Consider the following 22,410-nt stretch of genomic DNA (forward strand, 5'->3'; position numbering starts at 1 on the left):
GAAAATCCCTCCTGATTATCATCTAATTTAAAAGTTCAAAAAATGCTTGGTACCATTTTAGTTATACCCGATCCATATAGACTGTCTTGACCTCAGTATAGAATTCAACGGCACTCTTCCCTTGTTCACGGCTGCCTGCACTTGAATTTTTACATCCGCCAAATGGCATTTGCGGTTCGGTTCCTGCTGTTTCCGAATTGACATGTACAAGACCCACCTCCACATCTTCAATAAACCGTTGAGCCAACGTTAAATTGTTTGTACAAATTGATGCGCTCAATCCATACTCTGTATCATTTGCCATCTTAACTGCTTCCTCATAATTTCCGGCCTTAAAAAGGGCGATGACTGGTCCGAAGATTTCTTCACGTGCAATGCGGGCATGTTGTGGAACATTTTCAAAGATAGCCGGCCGGACATAAAAACCGTTCGCCAATTCCTCTTCTGCCGGAATCTCCCCTCCACACAACAGCGTAGCTTCTGATTTCCCAACATCGATCATTTCAAGCACGCCATCGCGTTGTGATCTAGAAACAGCGGGACCGATATATGATTCTTCTTTGAGCGGGTCGCCCACTTTTAATTCTTTCGTACGCGCGACAAGCCGTTCCCGGAATACTTCATAAATTCCTTCTTCGACAATCACCCTGCTAGTGGCTGTGCATTTTTGCCCTGTGGATTTAAAAGCTCCGCCTATAGCTATTTCCACTGCTTTTTCAAGATCAGCATCGGCGAGGACGACGAGCGGGTTTTTCCCTCCCATTTCCGCTTGCACTTTCTTTCCATGTTCAATGGCTTGTTTATGAATTTGTTGACCTACTTGATTCGAGCCTGTAAAAGATATGGCCTTCACATCCGGATGTTCCACTAATGCAGCACCAATGACGGAACCCCTTCCGAATACACAATTGATGACACCAGGCGGAAGACCCGCCTCATCAAATGCTTTCATCACATGATAGACCGACTTAGGTGTAAAATCAGCCGGCTTAATCACGACTGTATTCCCGTAAATCAGGGCCGGCGCCAATTTCCATACAGGGATGGCGATAGGAAAGTTCCATGGTGTAATCAACCCCACCGGACCTAGCGGGGTGCGGATAGTGTATAAAAATGTATTGGCATTTGCTGAAGGAATTACTTCCCCGATTGGCTGCCGGGCTTCAGCAGCATAATATTCAAGTATGCTGGCGGCACGATTGGCTTCCCCCATCCCTTCCAAGAATGTTTTCCCTTCTTCCTTTATCAAATCTTGACCTACTTCCTGAATATTCTTTTTTAAAATATCAGCTGCTTTCTGCAAGTATGAAGCCCGTTGCTGAAACGACAGCTTTTTCCAGTCAGGAAATGAATTTTTTGCGGCTGCCACTGCATCATGTAAATCAACCACAGCACTTGATGGAAATTCTCCTAAATTTTCTCCATTATGGGGACTAAGATTTTCCTTATACTCCCCTGTAATGGGTTCTTTCCATTTTCCATTAATATAATTTAAGTAACGCATACGATTTCCTCCGTATTCTATTTTTCTAATTTTAAATAATAGGTTTGCTTATAACCGGAAACTTCTAAATGGATACTTCAGCGATTCCTGCATACCCAAACGTTTTCTTTTGTCGGGCACATTAAGAATAATCTATTGAACAAAATCATTGGGCTGATCATTTGTTAAGGCTGGCACCTCCACTTTCCTTCTCGCATATCTGAAATAGTAAAATATATAGCAAGCAACGACGAAACCTAACCCCCAATACAACGAAGTGCGCTGTGTCGGATCATAAGCGGTGAACACGAAAATACCAAGACACATAATGATGCAGAGAATCGGGGCAAACGGGAAAAAAGGTACTCTAAACTTCAGATTTTCAACCTTTCCGCCTGCTCTGATATACTGCTTACGGAATCTGTACTGTGCGAACGCAATCGCCATCCAAGTAAGCACCCCTCCAACCCCGCTTATGGAAAGTAGCACAACGAATAACGTTTCTTCCGCTACTACACTAGTAAGTAAAGACAGCAAGGCAAAGACCATGGTGACGAGTAAGGCGTTCATAGGTACACCGCGCCGATTGAGCTTTCCAAATGCAGAATGCGCCATACCGTTTTGAGAAAGGGAGAAAAGGATCCTTGTACAAGCAAACAGACCCGTGTTTCCTACAGAGAGGACCGCCGTCAAAATTACGAAATTCATAATGTCAGCTGCATAAGGAATGCCTACCATTTCAAACACGGTAACAAATGGGCTTTCCAATACCCCAACTTCTTGCCACGGGACGATGGCCGACAGAACAAAGATTGCCAGTACATAGAAAAGCAGCACACGTATTACGATATTTCGAATCGCTCTCGGAATGCTTTTTTGCGGGTTTTCCGTCTCTCCTGCTGCAACACCCATGATTTCCGATCCCTGGAAAGCATATACGACTGTCATCATCGATATAAACACACCCGTGAATCCTGTAGGGAATAGTCCATCTCCTATAAAATTGGAAAAGAATGGGGCAGGTTGTGCATCCTCCATATGAATCAATCCAAACATCGCTGCAGCACCGATAATTATGAATAGAATGACGGCAAGTACTTTAATCCCGGAGAACCAATACTCTGTCTCAGCGAAACTTCTCGTCGTTAATGCATTTATAGTGAATAAAAGTATTGTAAATATCACACACCATATCCATACTGGTATATCGGGAAACCATCTAGTCATGAGCAAACCGGCCGCTACAAATTCCAGGCCTACGTAAAGTGCCCAGCTCAGCCAGTAAATCCAGCCAATGACAAATCCAGTGGCGGGACCGATAAATTTCGTTGCATGGACCTGAAAGGATCCGGATACCGGCATCACTACCGATAATTCACCGAGACAAATCATCGCCAAGTACATTAATAAACCACCGACCAAATAGGCAACGATCGCTCCTAAGGGTCCAGCTTCACCGATTGCATATCCTGAGCCCAGGAAAAGACCTGTTCCAATTACCCCACCTAAGGAGAGCATGAATAAATGTCTACTCTTCATTGAACGCTGTAATTCTTTTGGCTGATTTTCATGTTCCGTTTGCATGAATTCCCCCCGTTCCTGATCGATAAACTGCCTGAACACTTTTACGATTAACACAAGTTAACGAGAGTTTCACGATAACGCTTCGGAAGGCACTGTATATTCTGGAAGGTCGCTGATTGTCGGTTTAAATATTTCATAAGCTACTTCTCTTTGATATTTTTTTTGTTTTTTTGCTTGTGTAAACAAATGAAACGTATTTTTCCTGCATAGTTTTTCTATATCATCAACGACAGCTTGTGGATTTGGTTTAACTAATCCGAAAATAACCACATCATAAAATCTTATCGCCCCAAGGTTGGCAACGAAATCATTGACAACATCTATTCCTCTCTGTTTTATGATTTCGTCTCCCTCTGAAGAAAGGGGAATGTTCGCCGCCTCAACGATCAAGCTCGCTTTTACGCTTTTGGCATTGGATATGTGGATGACATCCTCCAATGCGGACGGAATTAAAATGTCGCAATCTATGTCGAGCCATTCCGTGTTTGGCCTTACATCATAATGCGGTTCAAAAAAGGCTTTATCCATTTCCCCGTACATATTCTTATGATCAATAAGCTTTTGGACATCCAATCCTTCTTCACATGTAACCAAAAGGGCTGCATCGGAAATTCCCACAACTTTATAACCTAACTGGGACATTTTCAATGCGCAGCTTGCCCCTACACAGCCGAATCCTTGAATGACAACTTTCGCTCCACCTTTTCCGCTTTTAAATTTCCATGCCTCATCTGCGGAAAAAGCCACACCATAGCCTGTTACGACATCGTTTAAAAACAACCCGTCGATTTTTGTCGTCAACAGTTCATCGAAGTCTTTTATCCCTTGCAGAACATTCGGATTCTGCTTCATTGATTTCGTTAGGGGGATATCAATGCCAAATTCATTAAATATTTTGAGCACATCTTCATATTTGGTACCTAAATCACTGCCTAACGATACCCCTATATCTATATAAGGCATCATCGCAATCAAAAATCTTCTTAACACTGCATATGCGTCTGGCGCTTTATAATCATAGGCAATGCCCGCTTTACAACCGCCAGTAGTCCCAGACTCACAGGCTACATACTTATAAGCCATAGCTTCGGCCAACCTCTCGACCTCTTCTCTTGTAACCGTTGGGTGCATTCTAGTACCGCCGCCTGTGTAACCTTTGACAAAGTTATGGACGACCAGCCAGCCTTTAGCATCTGTTTCCGTATCATTCCATTCCACAACTAAATATGGTTTTAACAACTATGAAACCTCCCTTAAATACTTTCTTTTTATTGGTTCCTGCTAACTTCCAATGTTAATTGTTCGACACTAGCTTTTCGTGGACTTCCTTCTTGTCTTGGCCTACAGATAGAATCTTTGGATTGACTGCAACTTCGATTACAGCAGGCAGCCCTGAAGCAATCGCCCTTTGCAGCGCTGGCGCAAAATCACTATTTTTTTCAACCTTTTCACCATGTGCTCCAAATAAGCGCGCCAATTCGGCAAAATCAGGATTAGACAAGTCAGTTCCAACGACCCGATTTGGAAAATGCCTTTCTTGATGTACACGAATTGTTCCGTAAATATTGTTGTTCACAACAATTGATATAGTCGGAATTTTATACCGTACAGCGGTTTCAATCTCTTGGAGAGTCATCATAAAGCCGCCGTCTCCTGAAATAGAAACAACATGTTTGTGAGGCTGCGCCAGCTTTGCCCCAATAGCAGCAGGCAGTCCATATCCCATCGCACCCGACGTTGGCCCCACGTATGTGTTTTCTTGTTCAAAACGATAATATCTGGATAGCCACCCAAAAAAGTTTCCTGCATCATTTGTAATGATGGTATCCTTCGGCAGACCGACGGCCAGATCATGCATCAATCCGTCCATATCCACGAAATCTTCTGTATAGTCGGCCTTTGGTTCAGAAAATTCCATATATTTATCGTGTAATCCCTTCAAATGATCCTCGCATGAAATAAAAGATCCTGATTCTGGTGCTTGTAGTGCTTGTTCCAAGAAGCTCTTGGCATCTGCTTCAATGGCAAGGGAAGGAGCATACACTTTACCAAAAATTTCTGGACAAATATCCACATGGATCAGTTTTGTATTTTTAGAAAGCAAGGTGTAATCTTGGGTTCCTACTTGAGAGAATCGTGTCCCTAATGCCAAAACTACATCTGCATCACGGATTGCATCAAGTAAATATTGAGGTGTCCCAAACCCAAGCCATCCTGCATAGCTAGGGTGTGAGTTCGGAAACGCGTCAAATCGACGGAAAGCTGTAACGACAGGAAGTTTCATTGTCTCCACAAATTGTACAAGCAGCCTGTTGGCCTTAGCATGAATCACACCTCCTCCTGCAATCAATACGGGGCGCTCCGCGTTTCGTATTGTATCCATCGCCTGCTTCACATCTTCCATATGTGGTTGAGGAGGAAGCGGGCGATAAGAAGGATTAATGTTCAACTCTGCCTCATCTTCTAACATGTCATGCGGCAAAGCCACTAATACAGGGCCCGGACGACCCGATCGCGCAATATGGAAAGCCCGTTGCAATAATTCCGGGATTCTTTCCACACGATCGATCTCTACCGTCCATTTACATAAATGACTGAAAAAACCCGTCAAATTCACTTCCTGAAAGGCTTCCTTCTCTTTAAAAGGGCGTTCGACTTGGCCAATAAGCGCAACCAAAGGGGTTGAATCCTGAGCAGCAGTATGAATGCCGATAGCTAAGTTTGTAGCCCCCACTCCACGGGTTGCCATACAAACTCCTACCTCCCCTGAAGCCTTGGCATACCCTTCCGCCATAAAAGAGGCACCTCCTTCATGCCTGGCGGAAATAAGTTCTATTTCAGGATGTTGATATAGCGCATCCATTACACTAAGATAACTTTCACCTGGTACACAAAAAGCTTTTTTTACCCCTTCTTTAGCCATTACTTCTACGACTGCTTTTCCTCCACTGACTTTCATAATCAAGCCTCCCGCTTTCAAGTACGTGTTTTTGTTCTCGTAATTTATGATTATATTAATATTGAACTCATTCCCACTATCATTTAATAAGTTTTTCCATTCCGGAAACTTGTTTTTTCTCTTCCATCCGAATTGAAGTTTTTCTAGTAACGGCACTCACTCCCAAAGTTACTGCAATATTGATGAATAATACAGCTAACCCCACATCAAGATCTTGTATTCCTTGCGGTAGAGATGGAAATAAAGTAGCAAGCGTCGTACCTGAAGTAGTCGAGTATATGACAATTAGGATTCCAACGATCATTCCGGCAAAAGCTCCTTGAACGGTAACAGGATTCTTTTTCCACAGACTGAAAAATAGTGCTGGAAACAACTGTGCCATGAAGCTATATGCCATAAGATATAACGTGAAAATCGACTCCCCGCCATTGAACGTAAAATATAGAGTCACTATAGAAATGACAGGTACTAACATCCTGCTCAATCTTTGAAGCTGTTCATCTGATGTATTCGGCTTCCACACCTTATATACATTTTTTGAAAGGATCGTGGCCGTAGCTGTCAACACTAGTGAACTGGGTATAAGGGCTGCCATCGCCCCTGATGCTCCAATAACTCCGACAAACCAGGGATCAAATGACATCTTCGCCATTTTAAATAAAGCTAAGTCTGCTTCTGCTCCCTGTAAATTCGGAACTTGGAGAATCGCAGAAAAACCAATAAATAACGAAAAAATGATGATTACTTGATAAATTGGCATAATCCCAGCATTCCAACGGAGTGATTTGGGACTTTTTGCAGAGAACACACCCGCTAACATATGAGGAAACATATAGAATGCCAGTGCTGTCATGATCGTAGCTGAAATAAACCAAGAGATACTCAAACCTTGTTCCGGGAATATCAATAAACCTTGTTTTGCTGTATTGATTGCTTCAAACATCGGCTGTAAACCACCGTAATAATGAAGTGGAAAATAAATCCCCATAAAGACGACAACTGCCAGAATCATGATATCTTTAATGACCGCGGTCCACGCTACTCCATGCATCCCAGAGGCAGTTACATAAATTGTGATCGCAATTACACCAACAACTATAGCCACATTTGGAGAGATGGACCCATAGGAGGTTTCCGATACGATAATACCTAACCCTTTCAACTGCATGATCAGATATGGAATAATTGAAATGACGCTAATTACCGCCACAAGAACACCTAAAGCCGGGCTGTTGTACTTTTTGTCATAAAAATCAGATTGAGAAATGACATTATTTTTTTTGGCATACCTCCAAATAGGCGGCAACAGCCAATATGCGATTACAAAATAGAAGCAATTGAAAGCATATAAGGCAGGAGGCATACCCGATCTATAAGCTCCTCCGCTCGCGCCCAAAAACGTATAGGTCGTAAACATTTCACCTGCTATCAAGAAGAAGAGCAAAAAGCTGCCGAAGCCTCTTCCGCCTATAGCCCATTGTTCCAAACTCATATTTTTACCTTTTCGAGCTTGAAGCCCTAACCAAATACACAGAACCAGAAAGAAAAGGATAACAAGCAGGGCTTCATTCATCAGTCTTCTTCCTCCTCGGTTGCAGGATCAAGTTTATTAGCAATTATCAAAAAAACCGATGTAAGACAGACCCATAATATGGCCCAAAAAAGAACAAATGGCATCCCTAACACATAAGGTTCAATTCGATTGATAACCACAAGCGAGCCAAGTGCCGGTATTGCACTTATCACATAGATTATTTTCTTCATTTGTTCACCATCCTTATCAACAAATGCCAAACTCGAATTTTTCAAACCTCATTTTTCAGAAAAAACAGATAATTATTGCTGTATTATTACATTGACACCCCTTTAGTTAAGGGCTCATTTACAGCCCAGTTCGGTTTCACGCCAGTAAGAACTTGTTCCACTTGCGTTGCTGCATGTATAGCCATGCGTATCGAACCTTCCTTCGTCAATGCCGCATTATGAGGGCTGACAATCACATTATCCAATTTAAAAAGGGGATTCCATTTATCAGGAGGTTCAACTTCAAAAACATCTATTCCAGCGCCGGCAATCTCACCCGCTTGCAAAGCGTTTACTAAATCACTTTCCTTCACCACACCGCCCCTGGAAGCGTTTACAAAAAAGGAGGAAGGTTTCATCCAGGAAAACTCACGGCTTCCTATTATTCCTTTTGTTGTTTTCGTTAACGGCAGATGTAGACTAATAACATCAGAATTCCTGAATACCCTTTCTAAATCTGTTGCTATCTCCAACTCAGAATTCGGGTTGGCTGTAACATAGGGGTCGTAGCCAATCACTTTCATATCGAAGCCTTCGGAAGCCTTTTTTGCCAGTATTCTACCGATTCTACCCAGTCCAATAATCCCCAAAGTCTTGCCTTCCAAGTCCATGCCAAAAAGTTGATTACGGATAGCAAAATTCCCGCTGCGCAGCTCTTTATCAGCCAAGTTTAAGTTTTTGGACAATGATAAAATTAATGCCATTACATGTTCAGCTACAGAATTCGCATTCGCCTCTGGGGTATTTGTTACATAAATGCCACGCTCTGTAGCGGCTTCGATATCGATATTGTCCAAGCCCACTCCATACTTAGCTATTACTTTGAGGTTTTCAGCTGCTGTAATAACTTCTCTATTTATTACAGCCGTTGATCTCGTTAATACTGCATCACATCCCTTGATTTCTTCCATAAGAATTTCTTGCGACAGATCAGACCCTACTTTAATCTTAAAGCCTTTTTCTACTAAATAACTTTTCCCCTCTTTCTCAATATCTTGAGGAATATACACTAAATGACTCACATTCCCACCAACCTTTCATGTTAACCTTGAAGGAAAAATCTTTCCTACTCCATTGTTTATATACAATTATTGTGCCAACATAAAAAACATCCGTTTATTCAAGAAAGAAGCCAATTAGTTCTCATATTAAGACATAAATAAAGTAAACAAATTGTTTCATAATGAATTAATTTGTTTCACTACGTTTCAATTTGTTTCAATATTCAAGTTTTTTATCTTTCTCCATAATGTCGTGCGACTCATGCCTAACTCAAAGGCAGCTTTTCCTTTATTAAAATTCACCTTTATTAACGTTTGAACAATTCTTTCACGCTCGGATAAATGTATTCCAGGTGACATATCGCTCTCTCCGTCTTGTTGCGACAGCGGTATTTTCTTTTTACTTCTATTCGGAAAATACATTTCGATATCGTACACATCAATTAATTTGTTCTTATAAAGAGCACATAATCGCTCGCAAAAATTTTGCAATTGGCGAATATTCCCTTCCCAATTCCCTTCACTCAGCTTTTTCATGGCACTATCCGTAATCTTGATTTGTTTTTGATCTGAATGACCTTTCCGAATAAAAGCATTCACCAATAACGGAATATCTTCTCTGCGTTCCCGAAGCGGAGGCAATACAAGGTCCAGCACACTCAAGCGATAATACAGATCCTCCCGAAAGTCATTACTTTTTACCATTTGCATGAGGTTTTTGTTCGTTGCCGACACAATTCTCACATCGACCGGAATTACTTTATCATCACCGATGCGCATGATTTCCCGCTCCTGCAGGACACGTAGCAGCCGGCTTTGCATTTTTGGGGAGATTTCTCCTATTTCATCTAAAAAAATCGTACCTCTATGGGCCAGTTCAAAAAATCCTTGCTTTCCGCCTTTCATGGCTCCCGTGAAAGCTCCCTCTGCATATCCGAAAAGCTCACTTTCCAATAAATTTTCCGGAAGGGCTGCGCAATTAATGGCTACAAACGGGTTATTTTTACGGTTGCTATGATTATGTATGCTTTGGGCGAATATTTCCTTGCCCGTTCCAGTTTCTCCAATTATAAGAATGTTTGAATCTACTTCACTATAACGTTGAGCCGTTTCAATCGTCCTCTTGATTTCCGAACTCCGATACAATATATCATCAAATGTGTACTTCGCCACATGTCCACGTGAATGAAGCTTTCTAAAGAACTTCCCTTCCATCTCCTGAATGCGTGTAACATCTTGAAAGGCGACCATATCCCCCACTTTTTTACCTTTTAAAAATATCCCAACTTTTTTTACCGATAATTGAATGGATTGGTAAGCAACCGTATCTTTTTCGTATTCATCCTTGCTTAAAAGCATATTACGAAATTTCCCGGGCTTTATTATATCGTATATAGAATTTCCAATTAAGCTCCCCTTGGCAATGGACAAAATCTCCTGAGCCGCCGTATTAAATACGGATATTTGTCCCTTTAAATCTATAGCAATAACCCCTTCATAGGCATAATTAAGAATCGTTTGGTAACGCTTGGTCTTCTCCTGTTCCCTTCTGCTGACAAGAGCTACTCGTTTCGCCTCAATCAACGCCTGCCGAAATGATTCCTTTCCAGTATCAACCAGAATGGCTCCCAACCCTATTTCTTCGGCATATTTACAGGTACTTAAACCACTTAACACAACCTCACAGCCATCTCTGGCTGCTAAATCCACTAAACTGACTGAGGACTCGATATCATTTAATATATAGGACTGAATTGGCAAATCAACGATATCCGAAAGGTTTTCCACGCCATAAATCATATTTAACGCACCTATGACGGCCACTTTTTTATTGCCAAAACGAGCCTTGCAATCATACAGGGAACGAATGAGATCAATACCCTGTACTGGTATATCAACGATTGGAATGAATTCATTGCTTTCTTTTAAAAGTTTCGTAATTAATCCCCTTGAGATGATTACATCAGCATCAAGCTTCAGCTTCCCTATCTTATCGGCATCCTCAACTACCTCCTCTAATACAAACTTAACCGAACCGTTATCATTGTTTTCCGATGCTTCCAACTTGTTGAATTCCTCAAATCTTTCAAAAGCGTCCGTAATATACCCTTTTCGAGGAACAACGAGTTTTATTTTTATCAAAACACCCACCTCCAGCAAGAATCATTTCAGTTTATTGGATATAAGCTCAAGGCCCTGGTTATACAAGGTCTTGATAAGTTCGAGTTAGCTAAGAATGCCCCAAAGCATTTCATTCAAAGCAGGAATATGAAAAGTAAATGCCTTAAGTACGCTTGAGATTAATTCCCCGTTTTATTAAGATATTCCATCTTTCACTTTGAAAAATAAAAAACCCTGTTATCGGGTTTTTTCATCACAAGGATTTCGATTGGTATTACATATCACAAAAGAATGGTCATTCAAATCTTCTCTATAAAACTTGCTTTTCATCACTGGAAAACGCTTTTTAACATTATCATCAGTATAATGATTCTCAATGGGAAAATCATCATAAATAAAATCATCTATAATTTCTTAAAGTGGCATCGGCTTCTACTTTTTTACCATAATTCCCCTTCCTTTCACGCTAATAGGACTATATTCCTTTTATTCTTCATACCAATGTGGAATTCCTTTTGTTTTTATCGTGAGTGACAATAAAATTAGCCTACAAACAGATTACCCCGTCCAAGAAATCCTGAACGGGGTTTTTCAATAAATAAGACCTGTTTAATTTTGAATTTTTATTGAGTTTAGTTGAAATCAAACATCTTAAGTCTGTTCATTCTAGGTGGTTTTACTTGCGAACTTAAAAAGGATCGGCTATGACAAGGATTTTCCCTGCTTTAATATCCTCCATATATTGATCGACTTCAGCTTCCTCCAGTCCAAGATCCAATAATGGCTTCCTCAATCCGCCTGCACCCGATGCGGCCCCGGCTGCGGCCCCGCCAAAAGTGGTGAAAATCGGTCCTGCTGCCAATATCGGACCAATTCCTGGTACGGCCAATGCACTCATTCCAATAAGCAGGCCTGTCAATCCGACAGCTCCGCCGGCTGCTGCCCCAGCTACTAATCCATCAGTTTTTGCCGGGCTGACTTCCTCGGCTTCAGTTGGTAATTTATCGATGTTTTTTGCCACTACTGATATTTGATCGGATGTATATCCTTGTTGCTTTAAATTTTTGACTGCCGAAGTCGCTTCATTTTCATTTTCATATATTGCTATAAACCTCTTGTCCATGGTATCTGCTCCTTTAAAAGTAATGTATTGTACAATACCCTTAATTGAGCTTTAATAACCTTCCATGAAAGAAATGAATTTCATTCCCGGATTTGCCCCTGGCCGTATATGAAGTACTTGCTTGATGTTAAGGCCGGTAACCCCATTGGTCCACGTGCATGCAGCTTTTGCGTGGAAATGCCGATTTCTGCGCCATAACCGAATTCAAAGCCGTCGGTAAAACGGGTGGAAGCATTGTGATAAACTGCTGCGGCATCTACTTTATTCAAAAATGCGTAAGCGTTTTGTTCATCCCTTGTTAGGATTGCTTCAGAATGCTTGGAACCATATTGGTTTATGTGATCAATGGCATCGGATACACCTTTTACAGTTTTCACGCTGAGTTTTAAAGCCAGGTACTCAGTTGACCAATCTTCCTCTGTAGCCGTTTTCGCTCTCGGAAAGGCGCTGCAAACCGCTTCATCTCCATATAATTCAATACCCTTTTCATCCAGGAGTTCCAGAATACGCACTCCATTTTCGTTAAACCATTCTTCATGGATTAGAAGCCCCTCAATAGCATTGCATACGGATGGGCGCTGAGTTTTACCGTTTAAGACAATTTTCTCGACCATCGTGATATCTGCGGTCTGATCGATGAAGATATGGCAATTGCCTGCTCCTGTTTCAAGGACGGGAACAGTTGACTCCTTAATGACCGTTTCAATTAAATTCTTTCCGCCGCGAGGAATCAAAACATCTAAATACTCATTAAGATGAAAAAGTTCCTTAGCGGTTTCTCGACTCGTATCCTCGATCAACTGAACAGCTTCTACAGGGATTTCCGTATTCTCTAATGCTTTATGAATGGAAGAAACTAGTGCCATGTTGGAGTATTTGGCTGACGAGCTGCCTCTTAATAGGACAGCATTCCCCGTTTTCAAGGATAATGTAGCTGCATCGATGGTCACGTTAGGCCTTGCTTCATAAATCATCCCGATTACCCCGATCGGCACCCGTTGCTTTTTAATCAATAAACCATTCTCTTTTTCGATCGTCTCCAATTGTTCCCCAATCGGATCATTTAAACCGATTAAAAGCATAATGGCCGCTGCCATGTCCTCAATACGGTTAACATTCAGCATAATTCGATCTAATATAGACTCGCTTAAGCCTTTTTTCCTGCCATCTTCCAGATCCTTTTGGTTTTCCTTTATCAAAAACTCTTTATCAATAATCAGTTGTTTAGCAATTTTTCCAAGTGCCTCATTCTTCTTTTCCGTACTCAAACCGATTAGCTGATAGCTGGCTTTTTTGGCTGCCTTTCCTTTCGCCGTCACTTCACTCATTTCTAAATTCCCCCTTTTTTCTTGAAATTGAGTTTTTATGCTTTCACCCATTTATCGCGATGGATAACTTCTATGGAAGTGATTATAAGCTCGGATGTCCTCTTTCCCATCGCCTGTTTTAATTCTTCGTCGGAATAAAGGACCTCACCCCGCCCTAATAACCCATTTGCACCAAAGACTTCGACAACATCACCCTTATTGAAGACTCCTTTAATTTCATAAATTCCAGCTGGCAGCAGACTGCTGCCATTTGAAACCAAGGCCCTTTCGGCACCTTCATCTACGAAAATTTTCCCGGATACTTGTGAATGAAGGGATATCCATTGTTTGTTTTTCGTTACCGTCGTCAAGACATCATTCCCAATATACGTGCCATCACCATTGTCTTCAAGGATTTTTAGAAGTTTATCACTTCCCAAACCAGAACCGATGAATACTTTCACCCCTAGAGACAATGCAGTTTGTGCTGCAATCAGCTTCGATTTCATCCCACCGGTTCCGACATTGGATCCTGCACCTTCTGCCATTTGCAATAAATCCTCCGTTATTTCGGATAGCTTTTCAAATCGTTTAGCCCCTGGATTTGTCTGTGGATTGGAATCATAAAGCCCATTAATGTCCGTTAATATGATCAAGTTGGTCGCGTGGACAAGCCCGCTTACTAAGGCGGATAGCATATCATTATCACCAAAAGTCAACTCCTCGACCGATACTGTATCATTTTCATTTATAATCGGAAGGATGCCGCGTTCAAGCAATTCCATCAATGTGGCATATGCATTTTTATATCTATCTTTTTTCGAGAAATCTTTCCTTGTTAATAAAATCTGCGCCGGAACGATTCCAAAATGCCCTAATTGTTCCATATACGATTGAATCAATAGGCTTTGACCTACAGCTGCAGCAGCTTGTTTTCCTTTGAGAGTGACAGGTCTCGTCGGATAGCCAAGCTTGCGAAAACCTGTCGCTACAGCACCTGATGAAACAAGGACAACTTCATGTCCGGCTTTCCTTAATGCTGCCACTGCCTGGATATGATCGGAAAATTTATTCTGGTCGATTTCACCTTGTGTGTTGGTCAAAGAACTACTTCCTATCTTTACAACGATGCGTTTCTTTTCCATCGATTACTTCCTCCAATAAATATCTAAGACATGAAAAAAAGCCCTTTTCATCCTCGAAATAAGGACGAAAAGGGCTGCTCTCCGTGGTACCACCTTCATTGAATGCAAGTTCATGCATTCCACTTTGCCTGATAACGCCAGGATTTGCGCCTATGTTTTGCATAGGACTCAAGAAGCAGGTTCTGCGCTTTCCTGTCGCGGGTCTTCCAGCAATTGACGCCGCTCTCTGTCACAGTGATTCTCGCATACTAATCTTCTCTCAACGTTCATTGTTTTAATATAGTATGCAAAATTATCTTCTTGATGTCAATAACATTCCTTCTATGAATGAACCTTATATCGCCATGGCTGGGCCGAAGAACTCATAGTGAATTTTATCCATTTCTACCCCAAGCTCTTTAAGGTAAGTGATGATGGACTTCATGAAAGGCACAGGGCCGCACACATAATAATCAGCTTCAGGTTTAACAATACTGCTCAATAATTCCTTATCAACATACCCTTCCTTTGCAAAATTCGGCAGGTTCTTATCATCCTCACTCGGATTTTTAAAGACAAAGGATAAATGATAACTGGCAAGCTTGTGCGTTAGATCTGTCAGTTCCGTTCTGAACGGCTGTAAAGTGCCTTTATCGGATGCGTGAATGAATTGGACATCACGCTCAGGTGTTTGTTCAGCTACTGCATGAACCATACTCATGAAAGGCGTTATTCCAACGCCTCCGCTCAAGAATACTGCCGGAGTCCGTTTTCCCAAATCAATGGTGAAATCACCTGCAGGAGCCGTTACGTCAATACTGTCACCCATCTGAATGGATTCATGCAAGTAGTTAGAGACCCTTCCATCAGGAGAGGTTCCAGGCTTTTCTTTTTTAACGGAAATCCGGAAGTAATCTTTTCCCGGAACATCAGACAAACTATACTGACGGTTGAATAAATAACGTTCACCCGGTATCTCGATGCGAACCGTAATATATTGTCCTGGAAGAAATGCAGGAACCTTGTCTCCATTTGCTGGCTTTAAATAAAAGGAAGTGATTACGTCACTTTCCCGTACTTTTTCCACCACTGTGAATCGTTTGAAATCAGACCATCCGCCGACCTGATTGGAAGCTTCGTCGTACATTTCCTTTTCGATGCTAATGAAGACATCGGCAATGACTCCATAGGCCTCTCCCCAAGCTTGGAGGATCTCTTCTGTAGCCGAATCTTGTAACACTTCCTTGATTGCACCTAATAGATATTCTCCAACAATGGGATAATGTTCAGCTTTAACTGCAAGACTTCTGTGTTTTTGTGCTATTTGCTTCACGGCAGGTAAGATCGTTTCAAGTTGATCTATATGTTTAGCCGCTGCCAAAACCGTGTTGGCAAGTGCAGTTTGCTGGCGCCCCTTTTTTTGATTGGCGTGATTAAAGACATTTAACAATTCAGGATGTGCTTCAAAAAGATTTTTATAGAATACAGTTGTGATAGTTGCACCATGCACTTCTAATACGGGTACGGTTGATTTGATAACATCGATAGTTTTCTGGGATAGCATAGGTAAACCCCTCTTCATAAACAAGTATTTTAAATACATGTTTATATTAGAACTTAAATGCATTAAAAGCAATATTTTTTATACATCTTTTTAAATAATAAGTTTTCATGTTTATAAAATGTTCACATTTATGATATAGTCTAATGGGGATAGAATGTGAGGCGATAAACATGAGGTTGACGAGTTATTCCGATTACTCACTTAGAGTGTTGATTTACCTGGCTTCCCACGACCAAAGCAAATTGTCAAATATTAAAGAGATATCTGAAGTTTATCAACTGTCTAAAAATCACTTGATGAAGATTGTTCATAATCTAGGTAAATTAGGCTATATTGAGACGATACGTGGAAGAAATGGCGGTTTCCGGCTTGCAAAATCACCCGCCGAAATAAATGTAGGGGAACTGGTACGGAGAACCGAAGAAGATTTTTATTTAGTGGAATGTTTTAAAGATCACGATAACTGTGTGATTTCTCCCGTTTGTTCATTGAAATTTGTCCTTAATAATGCCTTGGATGCTTTTTTAAAGGTCCTTGATCAATATACGATTGCAGACTTCAGCGAAAATAAAGTGATGCTCAAAACTTATTTCGATTCAGTAAAGCAGAATGACGAAAAGCCCGATTTTTTATAATCGGGCTCTTTTTTATCCGATGATTCGTTCAATCTGCCATTCTTTTTCCATTCGCAAATCCATGATCCCTGAACTGGTTTTCAATAGGACTTTAAGGGGATCGTATGGATTGATCATGATGATCGTCCCGATGCGTCCATTGGTAAGCGCGACTTCTTTTCCGACTAAAGTGGACATTAATCGGTTTACAAACTCCAGCAGTATTTCTGGATTGAATTTACCGAACATATCGCTGTTCATTTGCTCAATCACCTTATAAAACGGCATGGCCTGATGATATACACGATTTGAAGACATCGCATGGAATACATCGGCTATTGCGACGATTTTCGAATGATGATGGATATCATTCCCCATCAGACCAAGTGGATAGCCTTTCCCATCTTCCCGTTCATGGTGCTGAAGGGCTGTTAATGCAATCGATGATGGGATTCCAGGGATATTTTTAAGTAATTCATAACCATAGATGGCATGTCGTTTCATTTCTTCATATTCTGCCGCAGTCAGTCTACCCGGCTTTTCCAATATACTATCCGGAATCTTAGTTTTACCAACGTCATGCAGCGTGGCTGCCAGTGTCAGTGCTGAAAGGTTTTCTTTCGATAATCCAAGCTTCATCCCTAGATAAGTGGCAATGATTCCGACACCGATATTGTGCTTATACGTATAGTCGTTGTTTGCTTGCATCTCTTTGAAAAGGTAATAAACATCAGGGTTCTTTGCAGCTTGTGCAATGACAGGTGCTACCTCAGCTTTAATCACTTCAACCTTTTCAAGCTGTATTTTTCCTTCTTTACGTATATCTTGAAAGATGTTTTTGATTTGAATAGAAGCTTTGTTGATTCTTTCATGAATCTTTACTATAGGTTGTACATGATCATCAGTTAAAGTAGATTCACCTTTTTTCAATTCTTCCATCATGAAATCAATTTCAGGTATGGTAAGAGGCGGATTCGCTTTATTAATCAGCTTCCCTCTTCTATTTTTCATTGCTCTCACACTTTTCTCTATTTTTTACCTATAATACCATATCCTTCATGACATTGTGTCTTAATGTAAACAATTTTTGGCACTTAAGTTCGGTCACTAAGTTCATTGCCCAGCCGTTTTAATTTTTCACCAACCGTACATTCTGAAATACAAAACTGATGGGCATATGTACGCCCCTTCTCTTTTCGAAAATGCTTTCGTAAAAAACAATCCTGACAAAATGAAGCGAGAACATCTTCCACTTCTTCATATATTTTTTTCCTGTTCATTGTTGTTATGGCTCCTTTGGCTCAGCAATCTCTATTTTGCTGAAAATGGCTTTTCCCTGCAGTGCAAGTGTTGCCAGGCGATCAGCTTCCTGATTTTCCTTCCGAGAAATTGGCTTGCAGACCGGAATGATCTTTAATTTATCCAGTTTCGCTTCAATGCGGTCCAGCCATTTATTTAAGTTTTCTTCCATACAGGGCCATTCACCGGAAAGTTGATTTAAGACAACTAGAGAATCCCCTTTAAAGACACAGCTTTGATGGTGGACCCCAAGTTCTTCCATCTGTTTGACCGCTTCATGAAAGGCCGCATATTCAGCTTCATTATTGGATTCGAATTGGTCCAATTTCACGTTGGTGCGTAACCGCCAGAACTTCTTACCTTGACGAAAATAAATCGCTACACCGAGTCCTGCCACCTTTTCATCTTTTTGAAAACCGCCATCAAAAAAAACCGTCACATCCTGCGGCTCTTCCTCAACTTCCGTCAGGAGTTTCTTTAGCTCTTTCTTCGTCCATGTTGTATCGAATTCATCCTTGAATTCCACTTCTTTCAGCCTTCCTGCCTTTTCAAGGTCTTCCGTAATGACCAGTGCAGTCCCGGCATCAAGCCAATCCGAAACGAAATCGGCAGATGGTTTTTTTGAAGCATGATATGTCCATTGCATAATTACCTTCAAAGATTTCCAGCTCCTTATCCATTCACCATTCATGAAGAACAGCTTACAATTTTCATACCTTTTTTTCGTCATACCCTTTATAATATATTGTAAGCATTTGAATCACTCTTTTTAATTATAGTTCCCATATCAGCCTGAAATTCTCATGTTTCAATCTTATTTTATATGAAACGTTTTTTATTAAGGCATATTGACAGTTAAACTCGAGGAGGAGCATATATTGATCGAAGTGTATATTGATGGTGCCAGTGCGGGCAATCCCGGGCCGAGCGGCGCAGGTGTTTTCATAAATAATAACGGTGTGGTCGAGAGGCATTCATTTCCGCTTGGAAATATGGAAAACCATGAAGCGGAGTACCATGCTTTAATCAAAGCATTGGAAATTTGTGTAGCCAATAAGTATCAAATCGTTTCTTTCCGTACTGACTCCCAAGCCATCAACCAGGCCATTGAAAAAAGATTTGCAAAAAATAAGTATGCGATATTGCTGGAACGGGCGCTAAAGCTTTCCGACGAGCTTGAATTATTTTTCATTAAATGGATTCCAAACCTCGAAAACAAGTCCGCGGATGAATTGGCGAGACGGGCCATTCGCATGAATAAGGCTGAGGAAATTCATGAACAAGACAGCTGATTTTTCGTTATTATTCGTTGTATTCATCTGGGGTGTCACTTTTGTCATGGTTCAAAATGCCCTATCATTTCTTGACCCATTCACGTTTAATGCCGTCCGTTTCTTCATGGCCTTCGTTTTCTTGCTCATTCCTTACATATCGACTTTACACAAAAAGGGGAAAACTTGGAATAAGGGCCTCATCATAGCCGGGTTTCATATTGGGGTTTGGCTTTTTCTGGGATATGGGCTTCAAACGATCGGATTGAATTATACGACTCCTGCCAAGACAGGCTTCATTACAGGATTAAGTGTCGTCATGGTACCTGTTTTTTCCTTGCTGCTTTTAAAACATCGGCTTTCCCGCAATACAATGATCGGTGTCGCAGCGGCAACCATTGGGCTTTATCTAATGACTTTCGCTGACCGCTCCAATTTGAATATCGGTGATTTACTGGTATTTTTATGCGCAATCAGTTTTGCCATGCAGATCATTACTACCGCTAGATATGCCAAGACCCTACCCGCCTTACCGTTGACGCTGATTCAGGTTTCGACCGTATCTTTATTATCATTTGTTTCAGCCTTCATTTTCAACGAGAATCATTCCGTCATCTTCAGCCCAGAGGTCATGTTAAAGAAGGATGTATGGACTGCTTTATTGGTTACTGCAGCCCTTGCCACGGCGTTCGCCTTTTTCGCTCAAACCTTCTTCCAAGCCTATACGACACCTACAAGAGTGGCGCTGATCTTTTCAATGGAACCGGTTTTTGCTGCGTTATCCTCATACATATTGATAGGGGAAAAATTGACTACCGCCTCCATCATCGGCTGCGCATTCATTTTCTTGGGAATGATATTCGCTGAACTGCCTGTTAAGAAAAAGAAACAGGTGACACAGGAGCTTTCTTAAAATAGCCCAATAAAACAAATCGGACTTCTAAGTTATGAAGTCCGATTTATTTTAGCAGCCCCTGTTCTTTTGCAAACGATACCGCTGCACTACGCGTTTCAATGCCATTTTGTTTTAAGTTTTCCAAAAAGGAAATATAGAAGCTGCCATCAAAATTCTTTTGTACCTTCAATGTCAATTCTATTGCTGCATTGACTAAAATATCACTTGCATCCGTGTAGCGCTTACCAAAATAAATAAAACCAATAGCGTCATTACCAAAAGTGAAACCCTTACCTTCTAAAAAACTAACATACTCTTCAGTTGATTTCGCCACTTCTGCATCCACTCCATACTTCATGCCTTATTTTCATCTTACCGTATATCAAAGATTTTGACTATCCATTTTTCGACAAAAAAATCACCGTACAAAATAAAGGAGCTCCCATTGGGAAGCTCCCCTTTTTTGATTAGATCATTCGCAGTAAAGCCCTGAATTCATGATCCCTAGCCAGATTTTTGACCTTCTCGCGATCATACTGATAGACCGCATCGTCCAAAGAACATGAAATTGGTACATCACATTTTATTTCTGCTAGCTTTCTGGATAAATGAAGCATATCGACGGCAGATTCAATTTTAGCCCTCTGCCCATTCGTCAATGAAGCAACATTTTCAAGAATCCCTTCGATACTTTGATACTGGATCAATAATTTCAACGCTGTCTTTTCCCCAATTCCTTTAACTCCGGGATAGTTATCAGCTGTATCACCCATTAAAGCTTTTAAATCGATCATTTGTCTTGGTGTGATCCCTTTCCATTCAAAAAAGCTATCGGGATTATGCACCTCATAGTTACCATACCCTTTTTTTAACAAAAGTACGGAAATGTTTTCATCTATTAACTGAAGCATATCTTGATCGCCAGTCAATATACCCACCCGGCTATGTTGGGCAGATGCCTTGGCAATTGTCCCGATACAGTCATCCGCCTCATATCCAGAGAGCCCTATGTTAGGGATATCAAATGCTTCAACCGCTTTTTTCGCCAGGTCGAATTGAGGTATCATTTCGACTGGAGCTTCTGATCGATTAGCCTTGTATCCATCAAATAATTCATTTCTGAAGGTCTTGCTGCCCATATCCCAGCACACCGCTACATGACTGGGTGAAAAGTGATTCACCGCCGTCAGCATATGCTTCAAAAAACCTTGAACGGCATTGGTTGGTATGCCTTTCGAGTTAATCATGAATTGACCAGTAACAGCCGTTGCATAAAAAGCTCTAAATAAAAGCGCCATCCCATCGACAAGCATAAAGGAAGTATGCTGCTCGTTTTCTTTCATTAACACATTATCACCTCTATCATGATGTACTTCCATTTTAACATAACCGTCCCCTTTTTTAAGGATCGTTTAATTGGAAAAAATATTATTCAATTGGATTATCATCGTAGGAGATCCAGTCACTGAAACTGCCAATATAAATCTTCACATCTTTAAAGCCCGCTTCTTTCAGAGCGATATAATTTGGTGATGCCGTTACACCTGAACCGCAGTACACAATGATTTCCTTATCATTACCGATGCCTGTGAAATTTGACTGAAGATCTTCCTTCTTTTTAAAATAGCCATTTTCCAGAACGTTCGTCCACACCTTATTTACGGCACCAGGTATATGGCCGGCTTTTTTATCAATCGGCTCTTCAATTCCCTCGTAGCGTTTAGATTCCCTTGAATCGATTAAAATGACATCGTCTGGCCTATTTATTGTGTAATTCTTTACTGTTTGAAAAGAAGCAAAAACGGACTCATTTAAATCGATATGATATTCTGCTGGCACATAATTCGTTTGATTCGAGTCAATGGGATAGCCTGCATCACTCCAGGCGCGATATCCCCCGTTAAGAACAAAAACTTTCCGATGCCCAAGGTAGCTCAGCAGCCAAGCAAACCTGGAAGCAAAAGAACCTTCGCCGCCATCATAAGCAATAAGTACCGTATCGTTGGTGATTCCATTTGATTCCAGTTTACCTTTAATGGTTTCCAGGTCAGGAAGAGGATGTCTTCCGCCATGTTCTTTAACCTGACCCGATAAGTCCTTTTCTAGATCGAAATAAACAGCGCCGGAAATATGGTCTTTTTTGTATGCCTTATCCCCTGCATCAGGAGTGCCTAGCTGAAAGCGGCAGTCACAAATTCTGATATCATTGGAATTCAACAACGGCAACAGCTCTTCTTTTTCGATTAATAAACTCATCTGTAT

21 protein-coding genes are annotated in these 22,410 nt (G+C 41.1%); 3 read left to right on the forward strand and 18 right to left on the reverse strand.

What is annotated here, in order from left to right; translation table 11 throughout:
• Positions 1 to 61: 61 nt before the first annotated feature.
• The 12 genes from OSJ91_RS17105 to hmpA all read right to left on the reverse strand — a co-directional run bounded on the left by OSJ91_RS17105 (position 62) and on the right by hmpA (position 16,069).
• Positions 62 to 1,504 carry an aldehyde dehydrogenase family protein gene (locus tag OSJ91_RS17105; protein WP_485890121.1) on the reverse strand — a complete coding sequence of 481 codons (1,443 nt, stop codon included), beginning with the start codon at positions 1,502 to 1,504 and terminating at the stop codon, positions 62 to 64.
• A 132-nt stretch (positions 1,505 to 1,636) separates the two neighbouring features.
• Positions 1,637 to 3,067: an amino acid permease gene (locus OSJ91_RS17110; RefSeq protein ID WP_350299293.1), complete on the reverse strand. Its 1,431-nt coding sequence runs from the start codon at positions 3,065 to 3,067 to the stop codon at positions 1,637 to 1,639.
• A gap of 69 nt (positions 3,068 to 3,136) precedes the next feature.
• A complete protein-coding gene (locus OSJ91_RS17115; protein ID WP_485890122.1) occupies positions 3,137 to 4,306 on the reverse strand; it encodes a Glu/Leu/Phe/Val family dehydrogenase in 1,170 nt (389 codons plus the stop codon).
• A 55-nt stretch (positions 4,307 to 4,361) separates the two neighbouring features.
• Positions 4,362 to 6,026, reverse strand: coding sequence for a thiamine pyrophosphate-dependent enzyme (locus tag OSJ91_RS17120; protein WP_350299295.1), 1,665 nt, complete (start codon positions 6,024 to 6,026; stop codon positions 4,362 to 4,364).
• A 79-nt stretch (positions 6,027 to 6,105) separates the two neighbouring features.
• Positions 6,106 to 7,599 carry a sodium:solute symporter family protein gene (locus tag OSJ91_RS17125; RefSeq protein ID WP_350299296.1) on the reverse strand — a complete coding sequence of 498 codons (1,494 nt, stop codon included), beginning with the start codon at positions 7,597 to 7,599 and terminating at the stop codon, positions 6,106 to 6,108.
• Positions 7,599 to 7,790, reverse strand: a complete 192-nt coding sequence (locus OSJ91_RS17130; protein WP_034307824.1) for a DUF3311 domain-containing protein — start codon at positions 7,788 to 7,790, stop codon at positions 7,599 to 7,601. The genes OSJ91_RS17125 and OSJ91_RS17130 overlap by 1 nt, the downstream gene beginning before the upstream one ends.
• 86 nt (positions 7,791 to 7,876) lie before the next feature.
• Positions 7,877 to 8,851: a hydroxyacid dehydrogenase gene (locus OSJ91_RS17135; RefSeq protein WP_485890123.1), complete on the reverse strand. Its 975-nt coding sequence runs from the start codon at positions 8,849 to 8,851 to the stop codon at positions 7,877 to 7,879.
• Between the two features lie 186 nt (positions 8,852 to 9,037).
• Positions 9,038 to 10,972: a sigma 54-interacting transcriptional regulator gene (locus OSJ91_RS17140; protein ID WP_350299298.1), complete on the reverse strand. Its 1,935-nt coding sequence runs from the start codon at positions 10,970 to 10,972 to the stop codon at positions 9,038 to 9,040.
• Between the two features lie 667 nt (positions 10,973 to 11,639).
• A complete protein-coding gene (locus OSJ91_RS17145; RefSeq protein ID WP_350299299.1) occupies positions 11,640 to 12,074 on the reverse strand; it encodes a general stress protein in 435 nt (144 codons plus the stop codon).
• An 80-nt stretch (positions 12,075 to 12,154) separates the two neighbouring features.
• Positions 12,155 to 13,402, reverse strand: a complete 1,248-nt coding sequence (locus OSJ91_RS17150) for a glutamate-5-semialdehyde dehydrogenase (protein ID WP_485890124.1) — start codon at positions 13,400 to 13,402, stop codon at positions 12,155 to 12,157.
• A 35-nt stretch (positions 13,403 to 13,437) separates the two neighbouring features.
• Complete coding sequence (gene proB, locus OSJ91_RS17155; protein WP_485890125.1) at positions 13,438 to 14,526, reverse strand: glutamate 5-kinase; 1,089 nt, start codon at positions 14,524 to 14,526, stop codon at positions 13,438 to 13,440.
• Positions 14,527 to 14,860: 334 nt separating this feature from the next.
• Positions 14,861 to 16,069: an NO-inducible flavohemoprotein gene (gene hmpA, locus OSJ91_RS17160; protein WP_350299302.1), complete on the reverse strand. Its 1,209-nt coding sequence runs from the start codon at positions 16,067 to 16,069 to the stop codon at positions 14,861 to 14,863.
• A gap of 170 nt (positions 16,070 to 16,239) precedes the next feature.
• Here hmpA and OSJ91_RS17165 point away from each other — a divergent pair, with 170 nt between their 5' ends.
• Positions 16,240 to 16,704, forward strand: a complete 465-nt coding sequence (locus tag OSJ91_RS17165; RefSeq protein ID WP_350299303.1) for an RrF2 family transcriptional regulator — start codon at positions 16,240 to 16,242, stop codon at positions 16,702 to 16,704.
• A gap of 12 nt (positions 16,705 to 16,716) precedes the next feature.
• On the opposite strand, the gene OSJ91_RS17170 is transcribed toward OSJ91_RS17165, so the two are convergent.
• From OSJ91_RS17170 to OSJ91_RS17180, 3 genes are all read right to left on the reverse strand, one after another.
• A complete protein-coding gene (locus OSJ91_RS17170; RefSeq protein ID WP_485890126.1) occupies positions 16,717 to 17,694 on the reverse strand; it encodes an HD-GYP domain-containing protein in 978 nt (325 codons plus the stop codon).
• Positions 17,695 to 17,777: 83 nt separating this feature from the next.
• Complete coding sequence (locus tag OSJ91_RS17175) at positions 17,778 to 17,963, reverse strand: zinc-finger domain-containing protein (RefSeq protein WP_101222353.1); 186 nt, start codon at positions 17,961 to 17,963, stop codon at positions 17,778 to 17,780.
• 5 nt (positions 17,964 to 17,968) lie between these two features.
• Positions 17,969 to 18,640, reverse strand: a complete 672-nt coding sequence (locus tag OSJ91_RS17180) for a ribonuclease H family protein (RefSeq protein WP_485890127.1) — start codon at positions 18,638 to 18,640, stop codon at positions 17,969 to 17,971.
• A 220-nt stretch (positions 18,641 to 18,860) separates the two neighbouring features.
• On the opposite strand from OSJ91_RS17180, the gene OSJ91_RS17185 reads away from it, so the two are divergent.
• Together OSJ91_RS17185 and OSJ91_RS17190 are read left to right on the forward strand one after the other, a co-directional pair.
• The gene (locus OSJ91_RS17185) at positions 18,861 to 19,274 is read left to right on the forward strand and encodes a reverse transcriptase-like protein (protein ID WP_350299306.1); all 414 of its coding nucleotides are present in this window, start codon (positions 18,861 to 18,863) and stop codon (positions 19,272 to 19,274) included.
• Entirely contained in the window at positions 19,258 to 20,166 is a 909-nt protein-coding gene (locus OSJ91_RS17190) for a DMT family transporter (RefSeq protein ID WP_350299307.1), read from the forward strand. The genes OSJ91_RS17185 and OSJ91_RS17190 overlap by 17 nt, the downstream gene beginning before the upstream one ends.
• A gap of 46 nt (positions 20,167 to 20,212) precedes the next feature.
• On the opposite strand, the gene OSJ91_RS17195 is transcribed toward OSJ91_RS17190, so the two are convergent.
• The 3 genes from OSJ91_RS17195 to OSJ91_RS17205 all read right to left on the reverse strand — a co-directional run bounded on the left by OSJ91_RS17195 (position 20,213) and on the right by OSJ91_RS17205 (position 22,404).
• Positions 20,213 to 20,506 (reverse strand): DUF6123 family protein, encoded by a 294-nt coding sequence (locus tag OSJ91_RS17195; protein WP_048688421.1) that lies wholly within the window; start codon positions 20,504 to 20,506, stop codon positions 20,213 to 20,215.
• A 109-nt stretch (positions 20,507 to 20,615) separates the two neighbouring features.
• Complete coding sequence (locus OSJ91_RS17200) at positions 20,616 to 21,491, reverse strand: 5'-3' exonuclease (RefSeq protein WP_350302903.1); 876 nt, start codon at positions 21,489 to 21,491, stop codon at positions 20,616 to 20,618.
• An 85-nt stretch (positions 21,492 to 21,576) separates the two neighbouring features.
• The gene (locus tag OSJ91_RS17205; RefSeq protein ID WP_485890128.1) at positions 21,577 to 22,404 is read right to left on the reverse strand and encodes a sulfurtransferase; all 828 of its coding nucleotides are present in this window, start codon (positions 22,402 to 22,404) and stop codon (positions 21,577 to 21,579) included.
• Positions 22,405 to 22,410 lie beyond the last annotated feature (6 nt).

This window comes from Bacillus sp. T-10(2022), assembly GCF_056502895.1.

What these genes read in the sequence shown, in the direction of transcription:
- OSJ91_RS17195 (WP_048688421.1), bottom strand. Translation starts at nt 20,506, where the DNA reads ATGAAGTATGGAGTGGATGCAGAAGTGGCGAAATCAACTGAAGAGTAT.
- OSJ91_RS17130 (WP_034307824.1), bottom strand. Translation starts at nt 7,790, where the DNA reads ATGAAGAAAATAATCTATGTGATAAGTGCAATACCGGCACTTGGCTCG.
- OSJ91_RS17110 (WP_350299293.1), bottom strand. Translation starts at nt 3,067, where the DNA reads ATGCAAACGGAACATGAAAATCAGCCAAAAGAATTACAGCGTTCAATG.
- OSJ91_RS17120 (WP_350299295.1), bottom strand. Translation starts at nt 6,026, where the DNA reads ATGAAAGTCAGTGGAGGAAAAGCAGTCGTAGAAGTAATGGCTAAAGAA.
- proB (WP_485890125.1), bottom strand. Translation starts at nt 14,526, where the DNA reads ATGGAAAAGAAACGCATCGTTGTAAAGATAGGAAGTAGTTCTTTGACC.
- OSJ91_RS17145 (WP_350299299.1), bottom strand. Translation starts at nt 12,074, where the DNA reads ATGGACAAGAGGTTTATAGCAATATATGAAAATGAAAATGAAGCGACT.
- OSJ91_RS17150 (WP_485890124.1), bottom strand. Translation starts at nt 13,402, where the DNA reads ATGAGTGAAGTGACGGCGAAAGGAAAGGCAGCCAAAAAAGCCAGCTAT.
- OSJ91_RS17190 (WP_350299307.1), top strand. Translation starts at nt 19,258, where the DNA reads ATGAACAAGACAGCTGATTTTTCGTTATTATTCGTTGTATTCATCTGG.
- OSJ91_RS17170 (WP_485890126.1), bottom strand. Translation starts at nt 17,694, where the DNA reads ATGAAAAATAGAAGAGGGAAGCTGATTAATAAAGCGAATCCGCCTCTT.
- OSJ91_RS17205 (WP_485890128.1), bottom strand. Translation starts at nt 22,404, where the DNA reads ATGAGTTTATTAATCGAAAAAGAAGAGCTGTTGCCGTTGTTGAATTCC.
- OSJ91_RS17125 (WP_350299296.1), bottom strand. Translation starts at nt 7,599, where the DNA reads ATGAATGAAGCCCTGCTTGTTATCCTTTTCTTTCTGGTTCTGTGTATT.
- hmpA (WP_350299302.1), bottom strand. Translation starts at nt 16,069, where the DNA reads ATGCTATCCCAGAAAACTATCGATGTTATCAAATCAACCGTACCCGTA.
- OSJ91_RS17200 (WP_350302903.1), bottom strand. Translation starts at nt 21,491, where the DNA reads ATGAAAGAAAACGAGCAGCATACTTCCTTTATGCTTGTCGATGGGATG.
- OSJ91_RS17175 (WP_101222353.1), bottom strand. Translation starts at nt 17,963, where the DNA reads ATGAACAGGAAAAAAATATATGAAGAAGTGGAAGATGTTCTCGCTTCA.
- OSJ91_RS17105 (WP_485890121.1), bottom strand. Translation starts at nt 1,504, where the DNA reads ATGCGTTACTTAAATTATATTAATGGAAAATGGAAAGAACCCATTACA.
- OSJ91_RS17165 (WP_350299303.1), top strand. Translation starts at nt 16,240, where the DNA reads ATGAGGTTGACGAGTTATTCCGATTACTCACTTAGAGTGTTGATTTAC.